The following is a 21,460-nucleotide window of genomic DNA, read 5'->3' on the forward strand; positions in this document are numbered from 1 at the left end:
AACTAAAACGTGGAACAAATTTATACGGATTATGCTACCACACAAGGATTAGAGCGATAAATGATAAAATTTGTTTATAAAACTGGACGATTGTTAATAAGTTAAGACTTTTTAACTGAATTTACAGCAATCCGTTGTGGAATCTAGCGTCAGCGCTAAAGTTATATCCGTTCAATAGACTTTTTACATCCATTCTTTTTTTATTGGGTAATTGCATTTCATCTATGATTAAAAACCCATCGGTACATGCTACTTTAAAAATATCATCTTCAATAACAATACTTCCAGGATTCATTTTATGCTTTTCTAATCTTACTGATGTCTGATAAATTTTAACTGTTTCTATATTTTCTTGTATTAAAACAGCTTTTGCAACAGGAAAAGGATATAATCCTCTCACCATAGCATTTACGGCTTTGGTACTATTGTTCCAGTCTATTGTAGTATTTGCAGCGTTAAGCTTTGGAGCCTCTTTAAGAGTGTCCTTCATAGGCTGTGTTTGCGTTGTAATCTTGCCAGCTGCAATGTTATTTACGGTGTTAAGCGATAAGATACTTCCCATGTCCATAAGCTTCTTATATAAGGTGCCTACCGTTTCGTTTTCATCAATCTCACAACTTTGTTGGTCTATAATAGCTCCAGTATCTATTTTTTCATCAATGAAAAATGTCGTAACACCAGATTGCGATTCTTGATTAATAATAGCCCAGTTAATAGGTGCGGCACCTCTATATTCTGGTAAAAGGCTAGCATGTAGATTAAAAGTTCCCATGGCAGGCATATCCCATACTACCTTAGGAAGCATTCTGAAAGCTACAATCACTTGTAAATCTGAATTATAGCTCTTTAATTCTTTTATAAATTCTGGCGCTTTTAGATTACTAGGTTGTAAAACAGGGATGTTGTTTTGAATAGCAAACTGTTTTACGTGACTTTCATTTAACTTCCTACCACGTCCTGCAGGTTTATCAACAGCAGTAACAACCGCAACGATTTGATGATGAGAATTATGTAAAGTCTCTAATACACCTGTAGCAAATTCAGGTGTGCCAAAAAACACAATTTTTAAGGGTTTATCCATTCCAGTGATATTTATGATTGTCCAGAAGAGAAACTTTTCCTTGCTCTAATAGCAAGCTTATGGTTTCTATTAAATTATTTTTATCTATTTGTGGTAGCAAAGATGCGATATCGCCGCTATTTAAATCCTTATTAATTAGCAGATCTTTAATTTTATCTAGTACCAGAATTTGAGGCACTTTACCGATACAAACAGAGCACTTACCACAAGGTTGGGATTTCTCGCCAAAGTATCTCAGGATAAGAACATTAATACATTTTTGTTTTTGAGTAACTAAGTAGAACATTTGCTCTAACTTTTGTTTTTTTATTTTATTCTGTTTAGTAAGTTCTTTAGAAAATCTGTTGATAGTGCGATCGTCATCACGTGGTTCTAAGAAGTTAATTTGGGTATCTGCATCAATAATATTAGCCTCTATCAGTTCTCGTTCTTCAAGTTTCTGTAGTGTTTCAATCACTTTTTGCTCGCTCGTGTTACTACGTAACGCGATTATTGAGGTGTTGATTTCTAAATCTTGATAAGTACTGCTACCGTATGTCCTCAAAATAGCTTGAACAATGGCATTCATATCTTTTTGATTTCCTAGAAAATCAATGATATTTTTCCCGCTTTCGCGAAAGCGTATATTAGACCTTCTATGGTAACTTTGTGATAAACTAATCACACTAAAACGGTCTAACGTCAAAAGTGCATTATAACACATCATTCCATTAATAGAGTAGGTGCTTGCAAAGTCTGAGAAGCTTAATTGATGAGTCGTATTTTCCCCTTCATGGATCGCAATACGCAGGTAATTATTGAGTTTGCGATAAACAAATTTGATATTTTCTACAGTAGGTAGAGATTTGATGAATTGATTTTGAGCGTGATTAATATCATTAATATTATAAAAGAACTGTGCTATACTTTCTTTACCATCGCGTCCTGCACGACCAGTTTCCTGATAATAACTTTCTATACTGTCTGGTAGTTGTAGATGAGTGACTGTACGCACATCTGGTTTATCTATTCCCATCCCAAAAGCGTTAGTAGCAACTATGACTTGGGTTTCATTCTTCATCCATCGTTGCGCGGTATCGACTTTTACCTTATTAGGCAATCCTCCATGAAAAAAACCAGAAGAAATACCATTCGTGGTAAGTAATCTAGAGTAGGTAATGGCATTTTTTCTACTACGTACATAAGTAACCGAACTACCTACATACTTTTTGTAAAAATTGATGTAAGAGTCGTTTTTATCTGTAGTATTATTTATTTGATAAGATATATTGGGCCTCAAATAACTGTTTTTAAATACTTGAGCACTTTTTAATTCTAGGTTATCGATAATATCGAGTTGCACCGATTCTGTAGCCGTTGCTGTAACTGCTATTATAGGGATTTCTTTATGAATGGTACGTAATAAGTTAATGTCTCTGTAGGCAGGTCTGAAGTCATGACCCCACTGACTTACACAGTGAGCTTCATCTACTGCGATTAAAGAAACTCGCATTTTAGATATACGTTCTTGCACGAGACTTTGTTGCAATCGTTCTGGGCTTAAATATAGAAATTGATATTGTCCATAAATACAATTATCTAGAATATCATCGAGGTCTTTATAACTTATGCCACCAGTGATACCAGTAGCTTTTATTCCTTTTTGTTTAAGGGCATTTACCTGATCTTTAATTAATGCTACTAATGGAGAAATTACAATACAAATTCCAGTGCGTACTAATCCTGGAATTTGATAACATAGAGATTTTCCACCACCAGTAGGTAAGAGAGCCATGACATCATTACCTTCAATAACGGCATTTATAATCTCTTCTTGCTGTGGCCTAAATTGATCAAAACCAAAGGTGTTTTTTAATATGTTCTTTGCTTCTAGATTCAAGAGTTAAGTTGATCTTGTATAAATTGAAAACGTTGTTCTATGGTGCCTTGAGGCACATCGATAGGTTTATAATTAAACTTTTTATAATAATCTACTAAAATATTACTGATTTGTTGTGCTTGCTCAAAGGTCTCATAACGTTCATTATCAGATTCATAAATTTCTTTCCATGGCGGTAAATGAAAAACAACATCATACTGATATTCCTTGCAGGCAGTTATGTAATTATCTGGTATAGGATCGCCGGTAAATACATGATATGCAGGTACATCTGGTATGCCACGGTCATAGTAATTAATTCCTGAAGTTGCATTTTTAAATTGGTTAATTCTGCCAGCCAATAAACTATTACTAAAAGCTAACGGATCAGTTAAAAACAACTGTTCTATTCCTTTTTCTTGAGCTTCTAGAGTTACCTGTCTAGATATTTCGTGATGTACGATGAAACCATGGGATTCTATATAGTTCACTAGGGTGGTTTTACCAGATCCTGGTCCACCTATTAGTAATATTCTTTTACAATCTGTCATAACAGGTACAAAATAACTAAATTCAATTTTAGTGCAGCGTTATATGTTGACTTATATTTGTAGATATTTATATTATGGACAAAAATAATTCTGACTCGTTTTACAAAAACCTTAAAGATCAACTAGCTGAAACTAGTGTCTGGCCTGCAAAATATATGTATAAATTTATTGTACCTTCTTTACCAGAGAAGCTAGATAAAATTTCAAATATATTTGATGGGCTAGGAGCAATTATAGACAATAAGGTTTCAAGTAAAGGAACTTATACCAGTATTTCAATTAAAGTAACCATGAAATCTCCTGATGCTGTAATTGAAAAATATAAAGAAGTAGGAGAAATAGATGGTGTTATTTCTTTATAAATAATATATCATATAATTGCTGTAAATTGTTTATTTTGCAGCTCTTCACAAGTAATTAAAAAATCATTTTGGTACCATCATTAGAATACAATACAGAGCGTAATCACCTCAATATACCTGAATATGGGAGACATATTCAAAAATTAGTTGAGCATTGCAAAGCTTTAGAAACTAAGGAAGAACGCAACCGCATGGCTACAGCAATTGTAGGCGTTATGGGTAACCTTAATCCTCATTTACGTGACGTAGCAGATTTCCAGCACAAGCTTTGGGATCAATTATTTGTCATAGCAGATTTTGATTTAGATGCAGATTCTCCATATCCATTACCAGATCCAGAGCAATTAGCAGCTTCACCAGAGCGCATGCCTTATCCTCAAAAACGACCTAAATATCGTTTTTATGGGAATAATATTCAAAACATGATTGATGTAGCGTTGAGCTGGGAAAAAGGTGAAAAGCGTGAAGCACTTACTTTTATTATCGCAAATCACATGAAAAAATCCTTCCTTAATTGGAATAAGGATTCGGTTGATGATAATGTGATTTTTAAGCATCTATTTGAAATGAGTAACGGCCAGATCAATCTAGCTGCAAAAGAAGAAGATCTTCTAGATTCAAAATCCTTAATACACAAAACAGTAGGTCGTAGAGATCATAGTACTAATCCACCACGACGTAATAATAAACGTAATTATAAATCTAATAATCGCAATCATAAACGATCTAGATAATTATAATGTAATCAAAAAAAAAGCAGCCCATGGGCTGCTTTTTTTAGTTAATAGCATTGTTAATTAAATATGAATAGTTATCGCTAGAAAGCTTTTCAAGCCGTCACTATACTCGTATTTTTAAAATATTAATAAGATACAAAAATGGGAACATTCATTATAGAAGGTGGACACCAATTAAAGGGTGATATTCAACCACAAGGAGCAAAAAACGAGGCGTTACAAATATTGTGTGCCGTTTTATTAACTGATGAACCAGTACGCATCAATAACGTTCCAGATATTATAGACGTTAATAAATTGATTGCTCTCTTAAATAACTTAGGCGTTAAGGTTACTAAAAATGGACCTGAATCATATACCTTTCAAGCAGATCAAGTCGATTTAGATTTCCTGCAATCTGAAGAGTATAAAGTGCAAGGTCGTGGATTAAGAGGTTCAATTATGTTAGTAGGACCTTTATTAGCACGTTTTGGTAAAGGTTATATTCCACGTCCAGGTGGTGATAAAATAGGTCGTAGAAGACTAGACACGCACTTTGAAGGATTTATTAAACTAGGAGCAAAATTTAGATATAACAAAGAAGAATATTTCTATGGAGTAGAGGCAGATGAGCTTCATGGAACCTATATGTTGCTGGATGAAGCATCTGTTACCGGAACGGCTAACATCGTTATGGCAGCTGTAATGGCTACTGGTGAAACGACCATTTACAACGCAGCGTGTGAACCATATTTACAGCAGCTTTGTAAAATGTTAGTACGTATGGGTGCTGATATTAAAGGAATTGGTTCTAATATGTTAACTATTAATGGTGTTAAAAAATTAGGTGGTACGACACATACCATACTTCCAGATATGATAGAAATAGGTAGCTGGATAGGACTTGCTGCAATGACTAAAAGTGAAGTCACCATTAAGAACGTTGCTTATGATGAATTAGGTATTATTCCAGATACATTTAGAAAATTAGGAATTACGATAGAACGTAAAGGTGATGATATTTTTATTCCAGCTCATACAGATGGTTATGAAATTCAAAATTATATCGACGGTTCTATTCTCACTATATCTGATGCACCATGGCCTGGATTTACGCCAGATCTTTTGAGTATTATTTTAGTTGTGGCAACACAGGCTAGAGGTAGTGTATTGATTCATCAAAAAATGTTTGAAAGTCGCTTATTCTTTGTCGATAAATTGATAGACATGGGTGCAAAAATCATTCTTTGTGATCCACATAGAGCTAGTGTTATAGGACATGATTTTCAGTCTAGTTTAAAAGCGACTACCATGACTTCTCCAGACATACGTGCAGGTATCTCATTGCTAATTGCAGCTTTAAGTGCAAAAGGTACTAGCACCATACATAACATTGAACAAATTGATCGCGGATATCAAAATATTGATACCCGATTGAAAAAAATAGGTGCTAAGATTGAACGTCTAGCATAACTTCATTTTCTATATAATGGGTTTAATTACGCTTTCGCGAAAGCGTGATTAAACCTTTTTATATTACTTAAGTCATAATTATGTCTAAAATTCAACGTTTTAGGCAAAACTTTTGCTAGCTTTAAATCATGAACAAGTTTTTTATATTTCTTATCGTACTTACTAGTGCATTTACAACTGCGCAAGAAATCCCAACTACCACACCACGTACCATCGAACCAGTACCTTCTGGAACTAATACTAGTGGTTCTATGTTATTTCCTAATAGTACAGAAGAGAAGAAGTATGTAAGACCTATTGAAACGCCTACCATAGACCTTACTCAAAAAACAGATCTACTTGATCCAGGTGTACGTTTTCAAGGTCAAAAATTTAAAAAAGATGTGCCACCAGTTAATTTTATCAATGATACCTTTTTAGGTGAGCTTAGAACTGGTGTAGAAGTTTTATCAATGGAAATTTGGGATCCAGGTGCGCAAGATGGTGATCGTGTTCGTATATGGCTTAACGATGAAATTTTGGTTACAGATATGCATTTAACCAATGCAATTCAAGGTTTTTATGTTTATTTAAAACCTGGTTTCAATAAAATTGAAATTGAGGCATTGAATCATGGGCATTATGCTCCTAATACTTCAGGTATTACTGTTAGAGATGAAGAAGGTAACATTCTTGACCAAAAACTAGCATGGATAAACCCAGGAGTAAAATCTCTATTAATAGTCATAAAAGAGTAGCGATCTAATCTCTTGATCAGATATTTCAATAACCTCTTGATTTTTTAATGAATCAATATTATACGGCCCGATTCTTACTCGAGCAAGTCTTAAAGTAGGAAAGCCTACAACGCCTGTCATCTTTCGCACTTGTCTAAATTTGCCTTCACTCAAGGTCACATTTACCCATGATGTTGGGCCATGGCGTTCATCTCTTATTTTTTGCTTCGTCTCTGGTAAATCTGGAGTCTGATGTGGTTTTTGTACCTGACATGGCTTTGTATCATAGGTTGAACCATTGATACTAATGGTAACACCATTTTGCAATTGTGTGATAGCCTTATCAGTTATTAAACCATCTACTAAAGCAGCATATTCTTTATCTACTTTACCAGATTTATTGATATGATGACTTAATTGACCATCTGTTGTAATTATTAATAGACCTTCAGATTGTTCATCTAGTCTTCCTACAGCCATTGCATTTTCAGGAAAATCATAGAGTTCACCTAAAAACCTTTTGTTTTTTTGATGTTTATCATTAGTCATAAATTGACTCAACATGCGATAAGGTTTATAAATCAAAAAATGTCTGTGCATCTTGCAAAAATGCAGAATTATAAAGTAATGTTAGAATTTATATAGATGAAGTTTCTGTGATAATTAAGAGGTAACATTGCACATGAAAAATTTATATTTATTACTTTTTATTTTAGTAGCTGGTTGTCAGTCTAATGTAACAAAAGAATTAAAATCGGGTTCGTGGCGATTGACACTTGATCTAGGTAATGCAAAAGAACTACCTGTATTAATAGAGGTCACAGAAGAATCACAGATCATTCTTATTAACGATAAAGAACGTATTAAGGTGGAAGATATCTCTATTAAAGGTGATTCTATAACATTTCAACCACCCATTTTTGAGGGAATATTTAAAGGTGTTTTTGTAGATGAGATTATCATTAAAGGAGATTTTATAAAACCTAGTCTAGATAGAGTAGTGCCATTTACTATGCAATACGGTGATCAACATAGATTTCAAGTAGGAACAAAAGAGCCTACTACAAATATTACTGGTAAATGGGAAACCGTTTTCAGTCCTGATAGTGATGAGGATCGATATATTGCTTTAGGTATTTTTAATCAGCATGGCCAGCATGTGACCGGAACATTTAGAACAACCACAGGTGATTATCGTTACCTAGATGGCGCGATAGAAGGTGATCAATTAAAGCTCTCGACTTTTGATGGTGCACATGCTTTCTTATTAGAAGCAACGGTAACAGACTCAACCTTGAATGGTGTTTTTTACAGTGGCAATCACTGGCAAGAGCCTTTTACAGCACAACTTAATAATACTTATGAATTACCAGACGCTAAGGAGTTGACCTTTCTTAAAGAAGGCTATGAACAATTAGACTTCAGTTTTAAAGATTCAGATGGTATAAGTATTTCTTTAAGTGACTCTCAATATGATAATAAGGTAGTACTTGTACAATTATTAGGATCTTGGTGTCCTAATTGTATGGAAGAAACTCAATTTTATGTTGACTATTTAAAGGCAAATCCAGATACCGATGTACAAATCATAGGTCTCGCTTTTGAATATGCTCGTACAGAAGAAAAAGCATTTCAATCTATAGAGCGCATGAAAAAGCAATTAGAAATTCCTTATCCTGTATTGCTAGCACAATATGGTAATATAGATAAGAAAGTAGCACAAGAGAAATTACCAATGCTAAATCATGTACTATCATATCCTACTACAATTTATATCGATAAAAATGGAAAGGTGAGACGTATCCATACAGGATTTAATGGTAAGGCAACAGGTGATTCTTACTTAAAATTTAAAGATGATTTTTACCTTTACCTAGATTCTTTGTCTGCTGAGTAAAGCACCATCTAGACCTTAAGTATTTGAGTTGTCTTAAGGTATCTTTTATATAAGATTCTACCTCGGGATTATTAAATCGTTTCGTTTTCATCTTGGTTTCTTTTACTCAAATTTATATTCATTTTCACCATTCTAATCGTGAATAGCGAGATTGTGTTATCTTTAATTTGTGAAAATCGCAAATATGATGCTAGTTCAAGAGATGATTATAGAACGCTTTCGCGAAAGCGTACCCAAGACCAAATCTGTTATTCAACATCTAGCAGATGTGTTAGAAATAAGCTATGATGCTGCTTATCGCCGTATACAAGGTAAAGCTAAGTTGGATATAGAAGAATCTATGAAGCTGGCAAAAGTTGGTCAATTTTCGCTAGATCAGATCATGACCTCTCAACAAGATTTGACAGCTTTAGGAACTGCTACTGATACTATTAATTCTATAGAAAGCCTTGAAAAGTATTTTAAGGATATGGAAACTAATTTAAAAGCAGCTGGTAAAGAAGATGTCGAGTGGATTTATAGTGCCAAGGATATACCTGTTTTTCATCATTTTAATGATTCTTTGTTAGGTCGATTTAAAATATATGTCTGGTTGCACTTGCTAGATGACACCATGGAAGGCAAGCGTTTTGCAGATTTTCACTTACCGCTATCTATTAAGGAACAAATAAAAATAAATAAATCGTTATTTGAGCAATTCAAAAGAGTTGAAATATGGAATGACACCACGATATCGAGTAGTTTGCAGCAAATACACTTTTATCATGAGGCTGGTTATATTGATCACGATACGGCTAAGGTGTTATGCAATGATTTAAGAGAATTACTAAAAAATGCGTCAGCAGACTTATTACAAGAATCTTACAGTATCTATTATCATGAACTTTTGTTAATGAGTAATAATGCGGTAGTACGTAAAAAAGGCATTCCTGTTGCAGGCTTTGTTACGATGACTATGTTGGGTTACATCAGATTTAGCGGTAGTAATATACTTAATAGAATGAATGATTTCTTTAAACATCAGATACGACAATCTACCTCGATAAAAGACAGCTCTTTAAAAGAGCGTTCCATTTTCTTTAATAAAATGGAGCAAAAAATAAACGCTCTAGAAAAATCTCTAGAGCGCTTTAATTTATAAGCAATTCTTAATTTATTGTTTTTCCAAAAGGACTTTTGCTTGATTAAAAGCAAATGCGGCATCTAGCCACAGTGCCATATCATTCCATTGTTCACTTTTAAGGTAATTGCTCTTATAAGTTTTAATAGTCTTTACCTTAAGCACATTACCATCGATAACTGCGGTAGTAATAAAATTACCAGTTGCATTATCTACAGAATTATTTAAGGCATCCATACCTTTGACCGTATAACCTGCCGGAATCTCAAGGTTTATTTCATAGATGTATGTTTTAGCATGATCTAGATAGACATCTACCGTACGTTCTCTTTCTTTTTTCTCAAGTTCAACTTGTCCGCCTATAAATTTACCAATCTCGATGATAAGGTTTTTACCTGCTTTTTTAATATAACCATCTTTAAGTGTCATGGTCTCTTTTACAATTAATGGTGAGTTGTCACCATATCTACCAGTTTCTATAACGGTAGAGGTGTAGTCCTTAACTGTTGCAGCATCCCATTCGCGATCTGTTGATTTTTCTCTACGCTCTCTAAATTCTTCGATTTTCTTGTCTTCTAACGCTGTGAACTGCTCTGCATATCTTAATAATTCTTTTTTACTACCACATTCATAGAAATGCTCTTGATCTTTATATATACTATAATCTTCTTTTAAAAAGTCTGTCCAGTGAATCCATGAAAAAATATATTCTCTTTCAAAGTGTCCAGTCGCAGACAGTTCTCTATCCATTTTAAAACCTTTATTATCATCGCTCAATGATAGATTTATTTTTTCCTGATAGACATTCTCATTTGCTGCTGAAGATCTAAGTGTTGTTCGTGTGACCGAAGATATTTTCTTCTTTTTCACTACGGATCCTATATACGCTTCTGCACCTTCTAATTGTTCTGGAAAACGCTCTAAAGTCATATTTTCACTAAAGTCAAAGAAAAATAATTCTGGTTGTGTATTGAATTTAAGACCAACACGCGCATTTGATTTAATCAGCAAATCATCTAATTCACCATCATATCGTGGTTGAACTAGAACTATGTCATAATCAATATCAAATTCTTCACTAATAGCTCTTAAATCATTTACTACCTGTGCATCATTTTCATAGATTCCGAAGTATAAATTATAACATTTTGTACGTGGTGTTCCTGCAACAATATCTGCTTGATAAGCAAAAATAGGTTCAAAAAATCTGGTGTATCTATTGAATCTTATATAATCTAGACCAGCTTTTAATTTATCAGCCTTGGTTTTGAACTTACCTTTTTTGATATAAGCGATCACTTCTTTTGCACTATAGCTATAAGCTCGATTAAATTTACGATCAAAATAATCTAGAACATCTGCTTTGTCGACTGTTGCCTTGCGCTCGCCGTCTTCGCCTTTAAAGATTTGTGCAGCATATTCATTAGACCTTTTTCTAGCAAAAGCTACTTGTAATTTTACAGAAGGCTCTTCTACTAGAGGAAAATACCATCTATTAGTTTCTAATTTATCTACGTTTTGAGCTTCAACAACATACATCTTTGTAGCGCTACGTTCTGTTTCTTCTTCTTTTACTGCTGGTGCGCCATTATAGGTATTCATGTTTAAGAAGAAATCATTTTCTACTTCTACAGCAATACGATAGTCTAGAATAGGGTAGTTGTCTTTAATGGTAGTTTCTACTGCTGGATAAATATCTAATCCATCAAAATCTCTTTCCTTACGATCAGTCTGGATATATATATCGATTATATCACCTATCTCTAAATTAGGGATTGCTATTTTACGCTTATCATCTTCTTCAACTTCTTCCTTTTCTACATTAACGACACTTACCGTTCCATCACTTTTAATAATGCGTATTCCTATGGTGGTTTCTTTGCGAGATGTTGTCGTCCATCCAAAAGAAATCTTAGAATCCTTATTCAGTGAAATTTCCGAAAAACCTTCAAGAGAAGCTTGATCTTGTATTTTAATTAATTGATGTTTATTTGATTTGAAGTAAACTACTTTTCCACTATTGATATATTGTATATATCGATGATCTTTAAGAATAACAGCACTTTCTTCATTCCATTTTACAGGAATCTCCATGGCGGTTATTTGAGAACCTGTTTGATTCCAAAATTTTTCTTGTAGTTCTTTTTCTAGTTTGCTTTGCCCTTGCGCAATGATCGTAAAGCACAAGGTGGTAATCGTTAATAAAATTAATCTCATAGTACTAGTAGTATATTACTTTGGTTAGTTGGGTAATTAAGCTTTTTTCAACACGATTTGCTCGTCATAGAAATTTTTGATTTGTTCTATAGCTGTGTTCCATGTATCAAATTGATTTTTTTCAATCAATCGAGTTTTTATTTTAATTTGAGAGTTATAATTAATTTGGTTACCGTCTAGCGTGTAATGAGCTTCAACTTTAAGAAATTGATTATCAATTGATATGGCATCAGGAAGAGTTTCTACTGTATATCCTGCCGGTAGTTCTAGCGAGATATTCTTTTGTTCAACTCGGGTATTATTCATTTTATAAGAGTTCTGACGGTCTTCATCCATGGTCCAGTTTGCTAGATAACGTACCGGATCTAGTTCAAGATATAGATTGTCATCAAAGCTACTTACAGCATTAGATACTTTCATGTCATAATTGAGTTTAAGAATAGCATCTCTATCTGTTGGGTCGAACGCACTTACATTTTCTACCGTAGCATTATCGTTACCATCAGTTAGAACTTTTAGCATGACTTCTTGACGTTTATCTTGCTCCATACCTGTAAAGCCATAAAGGAAACTACTTGCTTGCTCACCAGTAAGCTCTTTATTCATAATTCCCACTAGATCATTTCCATTAATCTTGAAAGTACCTTGATATATTTCTTTATTAAACTCTGGAGTAGCCTGTGGTACTTTTTTAAGTAAAAAGGAATCTCCGTTTTCTATTAAGGCTTGTTTGCCTTGAATTCTAGTAGCAAATGTGCCATAAGAATTGAATTTCTCAGTACCATCAATGAAAATAGGTTTGCCATCTACCATAATTGCGGTAATCATATGATTATCTACACTAAGTGATGGCGTTGAGTAATCATAAGATATATGATCTGTACCTATCCATACTAATCGAGCATCATAGCCAGCTTCTATCAGCATTGTTTTCAACAGTATTGCCATTCCTTTACAATCTCCATATTTTTTACTAAAAACATTTTGTGGACTGTCTGGTTTAAATCCTGCGATACCATCTTCAAAGGCGATGTACTTAATATTATCTTGTACCCAATAATAGATAGCTTTTACTTTTTCATCGTCGGTAGTAAGACCTGCAGTAAGTTCATTTACTTTAACGGCTATATCAGTTGTTTGTATATCTACATCATTAACTAAAGATGAATACCAATTATATAAGTCTTGTGTTTCTTTAAACAACGTTATCTCTGCACCTTTACTATCTTTAAAGGACTGTGTCAAATAAAGAACATGTGGATATATGTAAGAGTTACCAGGCATGCGGTATTCACTTTTCATAGGTGAGAGATTATTAATTTTAAAAGTCACCTGTGTATCTGCGCCGACTTTTTTTGATAATCTTTTGATGTCGTTATTACCGAAATGGTATTCTTTAATCTCCATTTCTAACCACTCTGGTATGGTGATCGACATCGTTCCTTTGATAACTCTATAAGGTTCTACAAAATAGTCTGTAGTAAAGTATTTTATATCCTTATATTCTTTAACCTCTTTAACGGTTCTTAGATAGCCTTGTAGTGGAAAGGTGAGTTTTGCATATTTGACACGGTAATCGTTATGGAAAATAGACTGAGTAGAGTAGGCCTCATCGTTGATATTCCATGCAATTCTCTTATTTCTTTTATCAGTAAGGTTTAATGTTTCTATAGATGATTCATTATCATAACCTGTACTGTAGCCTATGTCTGCTCTAGAAGCTATTGAAAAAAAAGTAGTTGTAATCTCTTCTCTAACTTCTACTTTATTAGTTCTACTGTTGCGAGAAAATGTGATTTCAGTCTTTTTGTCAGATATAACGACATCTTCATCTTCATATTTTTCTTTAAGCGTTTTAGCTTTGGACACCTCTTGTGCGGTAGGTTTGTCTTTTTGAGCGTTTACAGTATTAGATAATAGGAGCAATAAACTTAGTGTCATTGCAGGAGCAAATAATTTCATACAAGAAAAATAAAACACATATACTACTAAAAATAAGCGCCGTGATCGTTATACAAGGAAACGCTTTTAGTAATATATGTGTTGTTTAATTACGCTTTCGCGGAAGCGTGATAATATAAATATTTAATGATATGGTCTATCGTTTTAGTCTAAATGATAGATTTCCATAATGTCTTCTAGAATCTTAGCAAAATCAATTTTAAGATCAATAAGTTCACCGGTGGCAAGATCAAAAACCCAACCATGTACAGTGATACCACGACGTTTAAATGCGATTTGAACATCACTAGTTTTAAGGACGTTGATGCATTGTTCTTGTACATTTAATTCTACAAGACGTCTATAACGTAAATCCTCATCGGTAATGGCATTTAATTCATCTTTATGCATTCTATATACGTCACGTATGTTTCTCAAATATGGATTTAAGATTCCTAAATCTTGAGATTGCATAGCAGCTTTTACACCACCACAACCGTAGTGACCACATACAACTACATGATCAACTTTAAGGTGCTCAACGGCATAGTTAATAACACCCATCGCCGTAAGATCTAGATTAGATGCCATGTTTGCGATGTTTCTGTGTACAAATACATCTCCTGGACCTAGTCCCATTATTTCTTCTGCAGTAGCACGACTGTCAGAACAACCTATATATAATATTTCAGGATCTTGACCAGATGCTAACTTATCAAAGTAAGTGCTATCTGTTGCAAGTTTAGACTTGATCCATTCTTTATTATTGTCAAAAATTTGATTTATATTTTTCATACCTGTTTTTTCTAGCATGAAAAATAAAGAAATAGTATGACATTTCTACTATTAAAACACATGGTCCTAATGATTAATAAGGTTATTTATAAAAAAAGGATTGATCATAATAGAATATGCTCAATCCTTTTTAATATCAAATGGATATAATTTTATTTAATAAAATCCAATAGAATTTTGTTCACTTCATCTTTATGTGTCACATACAGGCCATGTGGAGCATCCTTTATAATTTCTAACTTAGAATCTTTTACAATAGAATGACCTTGTTTTGAACTAGGTTCAATAGGTACAATATTATCAGTATCACCATGAATGAATAGAGTAGGGACATCAATTTTTTTAAGCGCATCTCTTAAATCTGTGCGACCAAAAGCATTGATACAATCTAATGTCCCTTTAGGACTTGCATCTAATGCAATTTGAAAGTTATAATCTAACTGTGCTTGAGAAATACGTTCTTTGTTTTCCTCATAATTTACAAATCCAGAACCAAAGCCTTTTAAGAAACCGGCACGGTCATTTTTAATGCCATTTTCCATTCCTTTAAATACGTCATCTGGAGCACCGCTAGGATTATCATCTGTTTTTAATAAATATGGTGCAATTGAACTCATAAAGACTAGTTTGTCTATTTTACTAGTTCCAAATGTATCTACATATTGAGCTAACTCGCCACCACCCATGGAGAACCCGACTAAAATCACATCTTCAATTTCTAGTTGCTCAATGAGATCATTTAAATCCTCAGCCATGGTATGATAATCGTAACCGTTCCAAGGACGTGATGACTTACCAAAACCACGTCTATCATAAGTAATCACTCGATATCCGTTTTCTATTAACGTAGGTACTTGATATTCCCACATAGCACCACTTAATGGCCATCCATGAATAAGAATGATAGGTTGTCCTTCTCCTTGATCTTCAAAATATATACTAACATCTGCATCGTGTTGTGCAGTCGTTTTTTCTAAATAGGGCATAAAATTATTTTTTATTAAAGATAAAAAACTAGATAAAAGTAGAATCTAATTTAATGTGAATTATGACTTTATTAATACCTGTTTCAATTTAGAAATTAGATTAATAAGAAGATATAATAGGGCTGTTATCAGAATGATAGGAGCTTGAATGATGAGTGAAAATCGATAACGACTTACATAATCAATAGCCTTTGGATCATAGGTGTTTATATCAAATGGTTGCTCTGTAACTATATCCATTTGCAATAGAATATTCATGATAAGAAATAACGTTACAAAGAAAATATTAATGACAAGTAGCCAAAGGACTTTCCTATTCTTACCGTATGAAATCCATAAGGTAGACAAACCCATAACAATTAGAAACACATTAATTAGAGTAATATATTGATACTGTGCATAAACATAATAAGTGTCGCCTATGTTTATGTTTAACAAATCTAATCCATGATTAAAGATAAGATAGCTTGTACTAATTGAAGCAAATAATAAGAATATAAAAGATATACCTCGATGGGTGTTTTGTGTGCAATAAGTCTTCAAAATCGATAAATATAAATTGAATTAATCCTTGCCTACTTTAAAAAGCTTAGCAACTAAATAGATGATATTGAGAATAATAAGCGCAATGAGAGCATAGGCAATGTACCAGCTATATGTTGTATAATCATCAAATCCCATATCATATGGGTTTACAAAATAAGTAAGATATAAAATGGAAGCACAAATAATAATTGCTGATGCCAGCATCAACCAGCATAGGTATGCAATAAAGGAGTTGTTTTTATCAGACCACAAAAGAAACATAAAACCTGGTATAGAAATAAACGCAGCATATATTAATAAAGCCTCACGATGCGCATCCTTAAAATAAGTATCTGTTTCTACGTATTGTATAGTTTCAATGGGATTGTAAAAAGCTGTAATTACTAGAATAGCAACGATACCAAAGAGTAAATAAGAAACTAATCGCTCTACACGCATGACTATAACTCTACACTACCTTTTCCTTCTCTAATCAATACTGGTTCATTACCTGTTAAATCTATCACTGTAGAAGCAACATTATCACCATAACCACCGTCTATGACATAATCCACCAGATGATCCCACTTCTCAACAATAAGACTAGGATCTGTAGTATATTCTATAACTTCATCATCATCTTTTATAGAAGTAGAAATAATAGGATTGCCCAGTGCCTGAACTAATCCTATAGCTATAGAATTATCTGGTACACGTATACCAACTGTTTTCTTTTTTTTAAATACCGAAGGAAGATTATTATTACCCGGTAAAATAAAAGTATACGGACCTGGTAAATTACGTTTTAGAATTTTAAAAGTAGCCGTGTCAATTTGACTTACGTATTCACTTAAATCACTTAAGCTCTCACAAATGAAAGAAAAATTTGCTTTTTCAAGTTTTACACCTCTAATCTTAGCTACTTTTTCTAATGCTCCTTTATGATTAATGTCACAACCTAGACCATAAACGGTATCTGTAGGATAAATAATTAGAGCGCCATCTTTCATAGCTTTTGCGATACGCTGTAACTCCTTGGGACTAGGATTGTCCTCATATATACGTATTAATTGTGCCATGATGTATTATGATTTATAAAACCAACTATGAATAGGGATAAAAAGTAAACCTAAAGCGATAATAAAAAAAATCACCTTCATCCAGAAGTAGACCTTACCGTTATCTAGATTTTCCTTAATCTCATATCTATGTTTCCCATTGCGATCTATTTTAATCATAACCGATTTTTTAGCCTTGTCAGCATCCTCGTCATAAAGTCTATAAACCACAAATGTCCCCAGCGCTATGACACTACTAATGACTAATAGGGTCATCCAGTCTGTAGATGACATTAAGAGAAATTGTAAGTCTGTAGATGTTGTACTGTAAAACATGATATAAAAATTCCTTATAAAGTTAATCATAAAACTTTATAACTAGGCTTTTTTAACTTCACTTTCTAACTTTAACACCATATCTCCATCATCTTGTTCAATATAGAGTGCTTTATTACCACTTTCACCATTACGGGTGACTTCATTACCACTGATTGTTTTGGTAACAGACTCTGTATAAGTTTCTTTTACTTTTCCTTCTGCTGTCCCATTTCCCCATTTCCATGATACATTACTACCTTCTCTAATCATTTTTTATTTTAAAGATAAGAGCAATCTCGCTTTCGCGAAAGCGTAATAACAACATCTTAAGGATTCATTATGAGAATTTTATGAAGGTTAGAGCCATCGCAATGCTTTTTTTATGATGTTTAATTTACCATCGTATGGGGCATACTTTACAGGAATATCTAACCAGGTGCCACGATGTACTATACTTTTTATATGTGAAAAAGTTTCAAAAGTCTTTTTACCATGATAATTACCAATACCACTATTTCCTACGCCGCCAAAGGGTAATCGCTCATTCACAAACTGTACAATACTGTCATTTATAACGCCACCACCATATGAAAATCGCTGAATGAACCATTGCTCAAACCTAGTGTTATTACTAAATATATATGCACCCAATGATTTTTCATAAGAGTCAATCCACTGAATGATATCACCTTGATTCTTATAACTTATTATCGGAAGTATAGGACCAAAAATTTCTTGTTGCATCACGGTACTTTCTCTCGATGGTTCATCTAATAAAGTAGGAGCTATGAACAAAGAATTTATATCATGATCACCACCGATAAGAATCTGTTGATCATCTAACATTTCTACTAGTTTTTCAAAATGTTGTTTCCTTATAATTCTAGGAAAATCCGGACTTTCTTTAGGGTTTACTCCAAAGAAATTATTTATTTCAGTCTGTACATGTTCAATAAATTCTCGTTTCATACTTTCATGAATCAATATGTAATCTGGTGCAATACAGGTCTGACCAGCATTGAGAAATTTTCCCCAGACTATTCTACGTGCAGCCACTTTAAGCGATGCACTTTCATGTATGACACACGGGTTTTTACCACCTAATTCCAGTGTTACAGGCGTTAAATGTTTTGCAGCGGCTTGATAAATAGCTTTCCCTACTGGTGGACTACCTGTAAAGAATATATAATCCCATTTGAGACTGGTCAGCTCTTTGGCAACGGCCGCATCACCTTGTATGACTTTTACATGTTGTGGTATAAAAGCTTCATCGATAATATCTTGCAATAGTTGGGATGTAGCGGTAGAAAATTCACTAGGTTTAAGAATTACGGTATTACCAGCAGCTACAGCACCGATTAAAGGAGCTAGTGCCAATTGAAAAGGGTAATTCCACGGTGATATGATTAAAGTATTGCCGTAAGGTTCGGGATATTGACGTGCTTTTGATGGAAAGTTAAGCAATGAAGGTCGCACTTTTCTTGGACTTGCCCATTTTTTGGTCTTTTTGATATACTTATCCAGTTCGCCAGTAATCACTTGATATTCTGTAATAAATGCTTCAAATTCACTTTTACCTAAATCATTAGCAAGCGCGTCGTAGATTTCTTGTTCTTTGTGCTTTAAAACCGCCTTTAGTTTTTGCAGTGCGGTAATGCGATATATAACATCCTTAGTTTGTTGTGATTTAAAAAACTCTTGCTGTACCTGATGGAAATGGTGTATTTGATTAATCTCAGTCATTAGTGATGGATTAGTAATGAATTTGTAAAAAGAGAATCTGCCTTAAGGTTATGATTTTCTAAGTGATGTTCTTGTAACCATTTTAAAAATTCTTGCACTTTTAAAGGTTCCATAACTCCCCAATTTTTTTCATCACCCATGGCGTTGCATGTAATCCTAATGCATTCATTCAAATCGATTGATTTATCTGCTTCTGGTAAGTGTGGCTTTAAAATTTTTGCGGCTTGATCTGGATTTTTTTGAGCGTATAAAAAGCCTAATTTAGTGGCTTTAAGAAATCTTGAATAGATCGTTTGTTCTTCTTTTATTTTATTGCTATCTACTACAATTACAGGCGAGTAAGAATAAGGTATCTGATAATCTTTTAATTTAAAAACGTTAAGATCTAGACCTTTTTGTTGAGCTTGTACACCTTCCCAATTCATAAAGATCCACGTTGCGTCTACTTGATTATTTTCTATAGTATTCCATATTCCTAACTTATCAGGATATTGGAGTTCGATAGAGCCAGAACCACCATCATTAATAATCATTTGTTTTATGATAGCATCTTCATATCGTGCCTTATAGCTTGCATATGATTTACCATCAAGATGTTTAGGTGATTCAATTCCTCTATTTGACTTACAGACCACTGCACTTAGATCTTCTTTAAAAAGTGTCCCTATCGCTTGAAGTGAAAAAAGACTTGCTTTAGTCTGATAGCTCATGACACTTTCTAGCGGACACAAAGCAAAGTCTACTAATCCTAGTTCTACCTTTTTTGCAGGTGTGATTTTATAATGATCTTCTCCAGCATGTATAATTTGTAGATCGATACCAGCATTTTTATAAAAACCCATTTGTTGTGCCACATAAAAGCCTACATGATTTGCGTTAGGAGTCCAATCTAAAGCAATTTTTAGTGATTTCATTTCATTCAATTTAATCACTAAAATAGAACCAAAGCGTAATATGTCTAGCCAATTTTATGTTAGAACTAATCAAATATTAACAGCTAATCAGATACGGCCTTCCATATTGCGTCACCAACGGGTACAGGCGCAATTATCTTCACAGGCTCTTTCTTTACAGGATGATTAAATTCTAACTGGCGAGCGTGTAAATGAATACTACCATCCTTATTACTGCGCCTCGCACCATATTTTAAATCACCTTTAATCACACAACCTATTTTACTCAATTGAGCTCTAATTTGATGATGTCTACCAGTTTCTAGCGCTATTTCTAATAAGGTATATCGATCTAGTTTTTGAACAACTTTATATGATAGAATGGCTTCTTTAGAATTAGGTACAGCGTGGTCATGAGCATAACTTTTATTCTGCTTTGTATTGCGTACTAAGTGATGAATCAATCGATCTTGATTTTTGGGCGTTGTACCTTCTACTACTGCCCAATAAGTCTTGCGCGTCTCGTGATTTGCAAATAACTTGTTCATGCGTGGTAATGCCTTTGAGGTTCGGGCAAAAACTACTACACCACTAGTTGGACGGTCCAGTCGGTGTGTAACACCTAGAAAGACGGCTCCTGGTTTATCATATTTTACAGCAATGTATTCTTTAATCATATCAGGTAAAATGACATCACCTGTTTTATCGCCTTGTACTAGATCACCAGATTGCTTGTTCACAGCAATAAGGTGATTATCTTCAAATAGAATACGATTGTTAATGGACATGAAGTATTTAATTTACATTACAAATTTAATGCTTAAAATAGGTAACGACTCATGGATTATCGTTAATCTGGCTTAATGGGTAAATAGGTTTTTCTTAACCATCCAGCCACTAAAGTTCCAATAATAATCAACATGGTTAGATAAAAGCCTTTTCCCTTATGGATATGTATTGCTACAATAGCTGTCATATAAAGACTTAAAATGAGTGTTCCATAAAGTACCGTTCTATGATATAGAAATAGCCCGATAGCTATTAGTAAAACTAAACCCGTTGTGATTAGTAGAGTAGGGCTCGTGCCTATTTTATCTAGTTGATCGTGCTTTACTATCTTTTCAAATGCATTTTGCACAAAGAAGATAATAACGGGAATACTAGGTAACCATAGCAATATAGTTTTTACGATATTTTTAAAGCGCATGGA

General features: G+C 33.7%; 23 protein-coding genes. 6 read left to right on the top strand and 17 right to left on the bottom strand.

Annotation, left to right across the window (positions count from 1 at the left end; translation table 11 throughout):
- Positions 1-121: 121 nt before the first annotated feature.
- The 3 genes from fmt to ACJJVI_RS09905 are packed head-to-tail and all read right to left on the bottom strand — an operon-like array spanning position 122 to position 3,490.
- On the bottom strand, positions 122-1,081 hold the full coding sequence (fmt, locus tag ACJJVI_RS09895; RefSeq protein ID WP_405351714.1) for a methionyl-tRNA formyltransferase: 960 nt from the start codon (positions 1,079-1,081) through the stop codon (positions 122-124).
- Entirely contained in the window at positions 1,074-2,960 is a 1,887-nt protein-coding gene (locus ACJJVI_RS09900; RefSeq protein WP_405351716.1) for an ATP-dependent DNA helicase RecQ, read from the bottom strand. The genes fmt and ACJJVI_RS09900 overlap by 8 nt, the downstream gene beginning before the upstream one ends.
- Positions 2,957-3,490, bottom strand: coding sequence for an AAA family ATPase (locus tag ACJJVI_RS09905; RefSeq protein WP_405351718.1), 534 nt, complete (start codon positions 3,488-3,490; stop codon positions 2,957-2,959). The genes ACJJVI_RS09900 and ACJJVI_RS09905 overlap by 4 nt, the downstream gene beginning before the upstream one ends.
- Positions 3,491-3,564: 74 nt before the next feature.
- On the opposite strand from ACJJVI_RS09905, the gene ACJJVI_RS09910 reads away from it, so the two are divergent.
- The 4 genes from ACJJVI_RS09910 (at position 3,565) to ACJJVI_RS09925 (ending at position 6,778) form a co-directional block, all read left to right on the top strand.
- A complete protein-coding gene (locus ACJJVI_RS09910) occupies positions 3,565-3,852 on the top strand; it encodes a DUF493 family protein (RefSeq protein WP_036585010.1) in 288 nt (95 codons plus the stop codon).
- A 68-nt stretch (positions 3,853-3,920) separates the two neighbouring features.
- Positions 3,921-4,586 (top strand): DUF4290 domain-containing protein, encoded by a 666-nt coding sequence (locus ACJJVI_RS09915; protein WP_036585012.1) that lies wholly within the window; start codon positions 3,921-3,923, stop codon positions 4,584-4,586.
- Positions 4,587-4,730: 144 nt separating this feature from the next.
- Positions 4,731-6,041: a UDP-N-acetylglucosamine 1-carboxyvinyltransferase gene (murA, locus tag ACJJVI_RS09920; protein WP_006795269.1), complete on the top strand. Its 1,311-nt coding sequence runs from the start codon at positions 4,731-4,733 to the stop codon at positions 6,039-6,041.
- Between the two features lie 128 nt (positions 6,042-6,169).
- The gene (locus ACJJVI_RS09925) at positions 6,170-6,778 is read left to right on the top strand and encodes a hypothetical protein (RefSeq protein ID WP_052408484.1); all 609 of its coding nucleotides are present in this window, start codon (positions 6,170-6,172) and stop codon (positions 6,776-6,778) included.
- Here ACJJVI_RS09925 and ACJJVI_RS09930 read toward each other — a convergent pair.
- Entirely contained in the window at positions 6,758-7,357 is a 600-nt protein-coding gene (locus ACJJVI_RS09930) for a pseudouridine synthase (protein WP_405351721.1), read from the bottom strand. The two genes, ACJJVI_RS09925 and ACJJVI_RS09930, sit on opposite strands and share 21 nt — an antisense overlap.
- 82 nt (positions 7,358-7,439) lie before the next feature.
- Between ACJJVI_RS09930 and ACJJVI_RS09935 the strand changes: the two genes are divergently transcribed.
- Positions 7,440-8,654, top strand: a complete 1,215-nt coding sequence (locus tag ACJJVI_RS09935) for a peroxiredoxin (RefSeq protein ID WP_042296458.1) — start codon at positions 7,440-7,442, stop codon at positions 8,652-8,654.
- A 184-nt stretch (positions 8,655-8,838) separates the two neighbouring features.
- Positions 8,839-9,795 carry a hypothetical protein gene (locus ACJJVI_RS09940; RefSeq protein ID WP_042247021.1) on the top strand — a complete coding sequence of 319 codons (957 nt, stop codon included), beginning with the start codon at positions 8,839-8,841 and terminating at the stop codon, positions 9,793-9,795.
- A 12-nt stretch (positions 9,796-9,807) separates the two neighbouring features.
- Here ACJJVI_RS09940 and ACJJVI_RS09945 read toward each other — a convergent pair whose 3' ends face one another.
- From ACJJVI_RS09945 to ACJJVI_RS10005, 13 genes are all read right to left on the bottom strand, one after another.
- Positions 9,808-11,991 carry a DUF3857 domain-containing protein gene (locus ACJJVI_RS09945; protein ID WP_042296454.1) on the bottom strand — a complete coding sequence of 728 codons (2,184 nt, stop codon included), beginning with the start codon at positions 11,989-11,991 and terminating at the stop codon, positions 9,808-9,810.
- A 36-nt stretch (positions 11,992-12,027) separates the two neighbouring features.
- Positions 12,028-13,953: a transglutaminase family protein gene (locus ACJJVI_RS09950; protein WP_405351724.1), complete on the bottom strand. Its 1,926-nt coding sequence runs from the start codon at positions 13,951-13,953 to the stop codon at positions 12,028-12,030.
- A gap of 144 nt (positions 13,954-14,097) precedes the next feature.
- Positions 14,098-14,727, bottom strand: a complete 630-nt coding sequence (locus ACJJVI_RS09955; RefSeq protein WP_042247134.1) for a carbonic anhydrase — start codon at positions 14,725-14,727, stop codon at positions 14,098-14,100.
- Between the two features lie 152 nt (positions 14,728-14,879).
- Entirely contained in the window at positions 14,880-15,713 is an 834-nt protein-coding gene (locus ACJJVI_RS09960) for an alpha/beta fold hydrolase (protein WP_042296452.1), read from the bottom strand.
- Between the two features lie 60 nt (positions 15,714-15,773).
- Positions 15,774-15,971 carry a hypothetical protein gene (locus ACJJVI_RS09965; protein ID WP_348021225.1) on the bottom strand — a complete coding sequence of 66 codons (198 nt, stop codon included), beginning with the start codon at positions 15,969-15,971 and terminating at the stop codon, positions 15,774-15,776.
- 306 nt (positions 15,972-16,277) lie between these two features.
- A complete protein-coding gene (locus tag ACJJVI_RS09970) occupies positions 16,278-16,697 on the bottom strand; it encodes a hypothetical protein (RefSeq protein WP_042296449.1) in 420 nt (139 codons plus the stop codon).
- A gap of 2 nt (positions 16,698-16,699) precedes the next feature.
- On the bottom strand, positions 16,700-17,317 hold the full coding sequence (locus ACJJVI_RS09975) for an L-threonylcarbamoyladenylate synthase (protein WP_348021224.1): 618 nt from the start codon (positions 17,315-17,317) through the stop codon (positions 16,700-16,702).
- Between the two features lie 6 nt (positions 17,318-17,323).
- Positions 17,324-17,662 (bottom strand): hypothetical protein, encoded by a 339-nt coding sequence (locus ACJJVI_RS09980; protein WP_348021223.1) that lies wholly within the window; start codon positions 17,660-17,662, stop codon positions 17,324-17,326.
- Between the two features lie 12 nt (positions 17,663-17,674).
- Positions 17,675-17,884 carry a DUF2945 domain-containing protein gene (locus tag ACJJVI_RS09985; RefSeq protein ID WP_036585035.1) on the bottom strand — a complete coding sequence of 70 codons (210 nt, stop codon included), beginning with the start codon at positions 17,882-17,884 and terminating at the stop codon, positions 17,675-17,677.
- 87 nt (positions 17,885-17,971) lie between these two features.
- Positions 17,972-19,357, bottom strand: a complete 1,386-nt coding sequence (locus ACJJVI_RS09990) for an aldehyde dehydrogenase (protein ID WP_348021222.1) — start codon at positions 19,355-19,357, stop codon at positions 17,972-17,974.
- Entirely contained in the window at positions 19,357-20,271 is a 915-nt protein-coding gene (locus ACJJVI_RS09995) for an ABC transporter substrate-binding protein (RefSeq protein ID WP_405351728.1), read from the bottom strand. The genes ACJJVI_RS09990 and ACJJVI_RS09995 overlap by 1 nt, the downstream gene beginning before the upstream one ends.
- A gap of 83 nt (positions 20,272-20,354) precedes the next feature.
- On the bottom strand, positions 20,355-21,038 hold the full coding sequence (locus ACJJVI_RS10000; RefSeq protein ID WP_042272694.1) for an RluA family pseudouridine synthase: 684 nt from the start codon (positions 21,036-21,038) through the stop codon (positions 20,355-20,357).
- A gap of 62 nt (positions 21,039-21,100) precedes the next feature.
- Positions 21,101-21,457 (bottom strand): hypothetical protein, encoded by a 357-nt coding sequence (locus ACJJVI_RS10005; protein ID WP_348021220.1) that lies wholly within the window; start codon positions 21,455-21,457, stop codon positions 21,101-21,103.
- Positions 21,458-21,460: the final 3 nt, after the last annotated feature.

This window comes from Nonlabens sp. Asnod3-H03 (assembly GCF_045063665.1).
Classification (GTDB): Bacteria; Bacteroidota; Bacteroidia; order Flavobacteriales; family Flavobacteriaceae; genus Nonlabens; species Nonlabens ulvanivorans.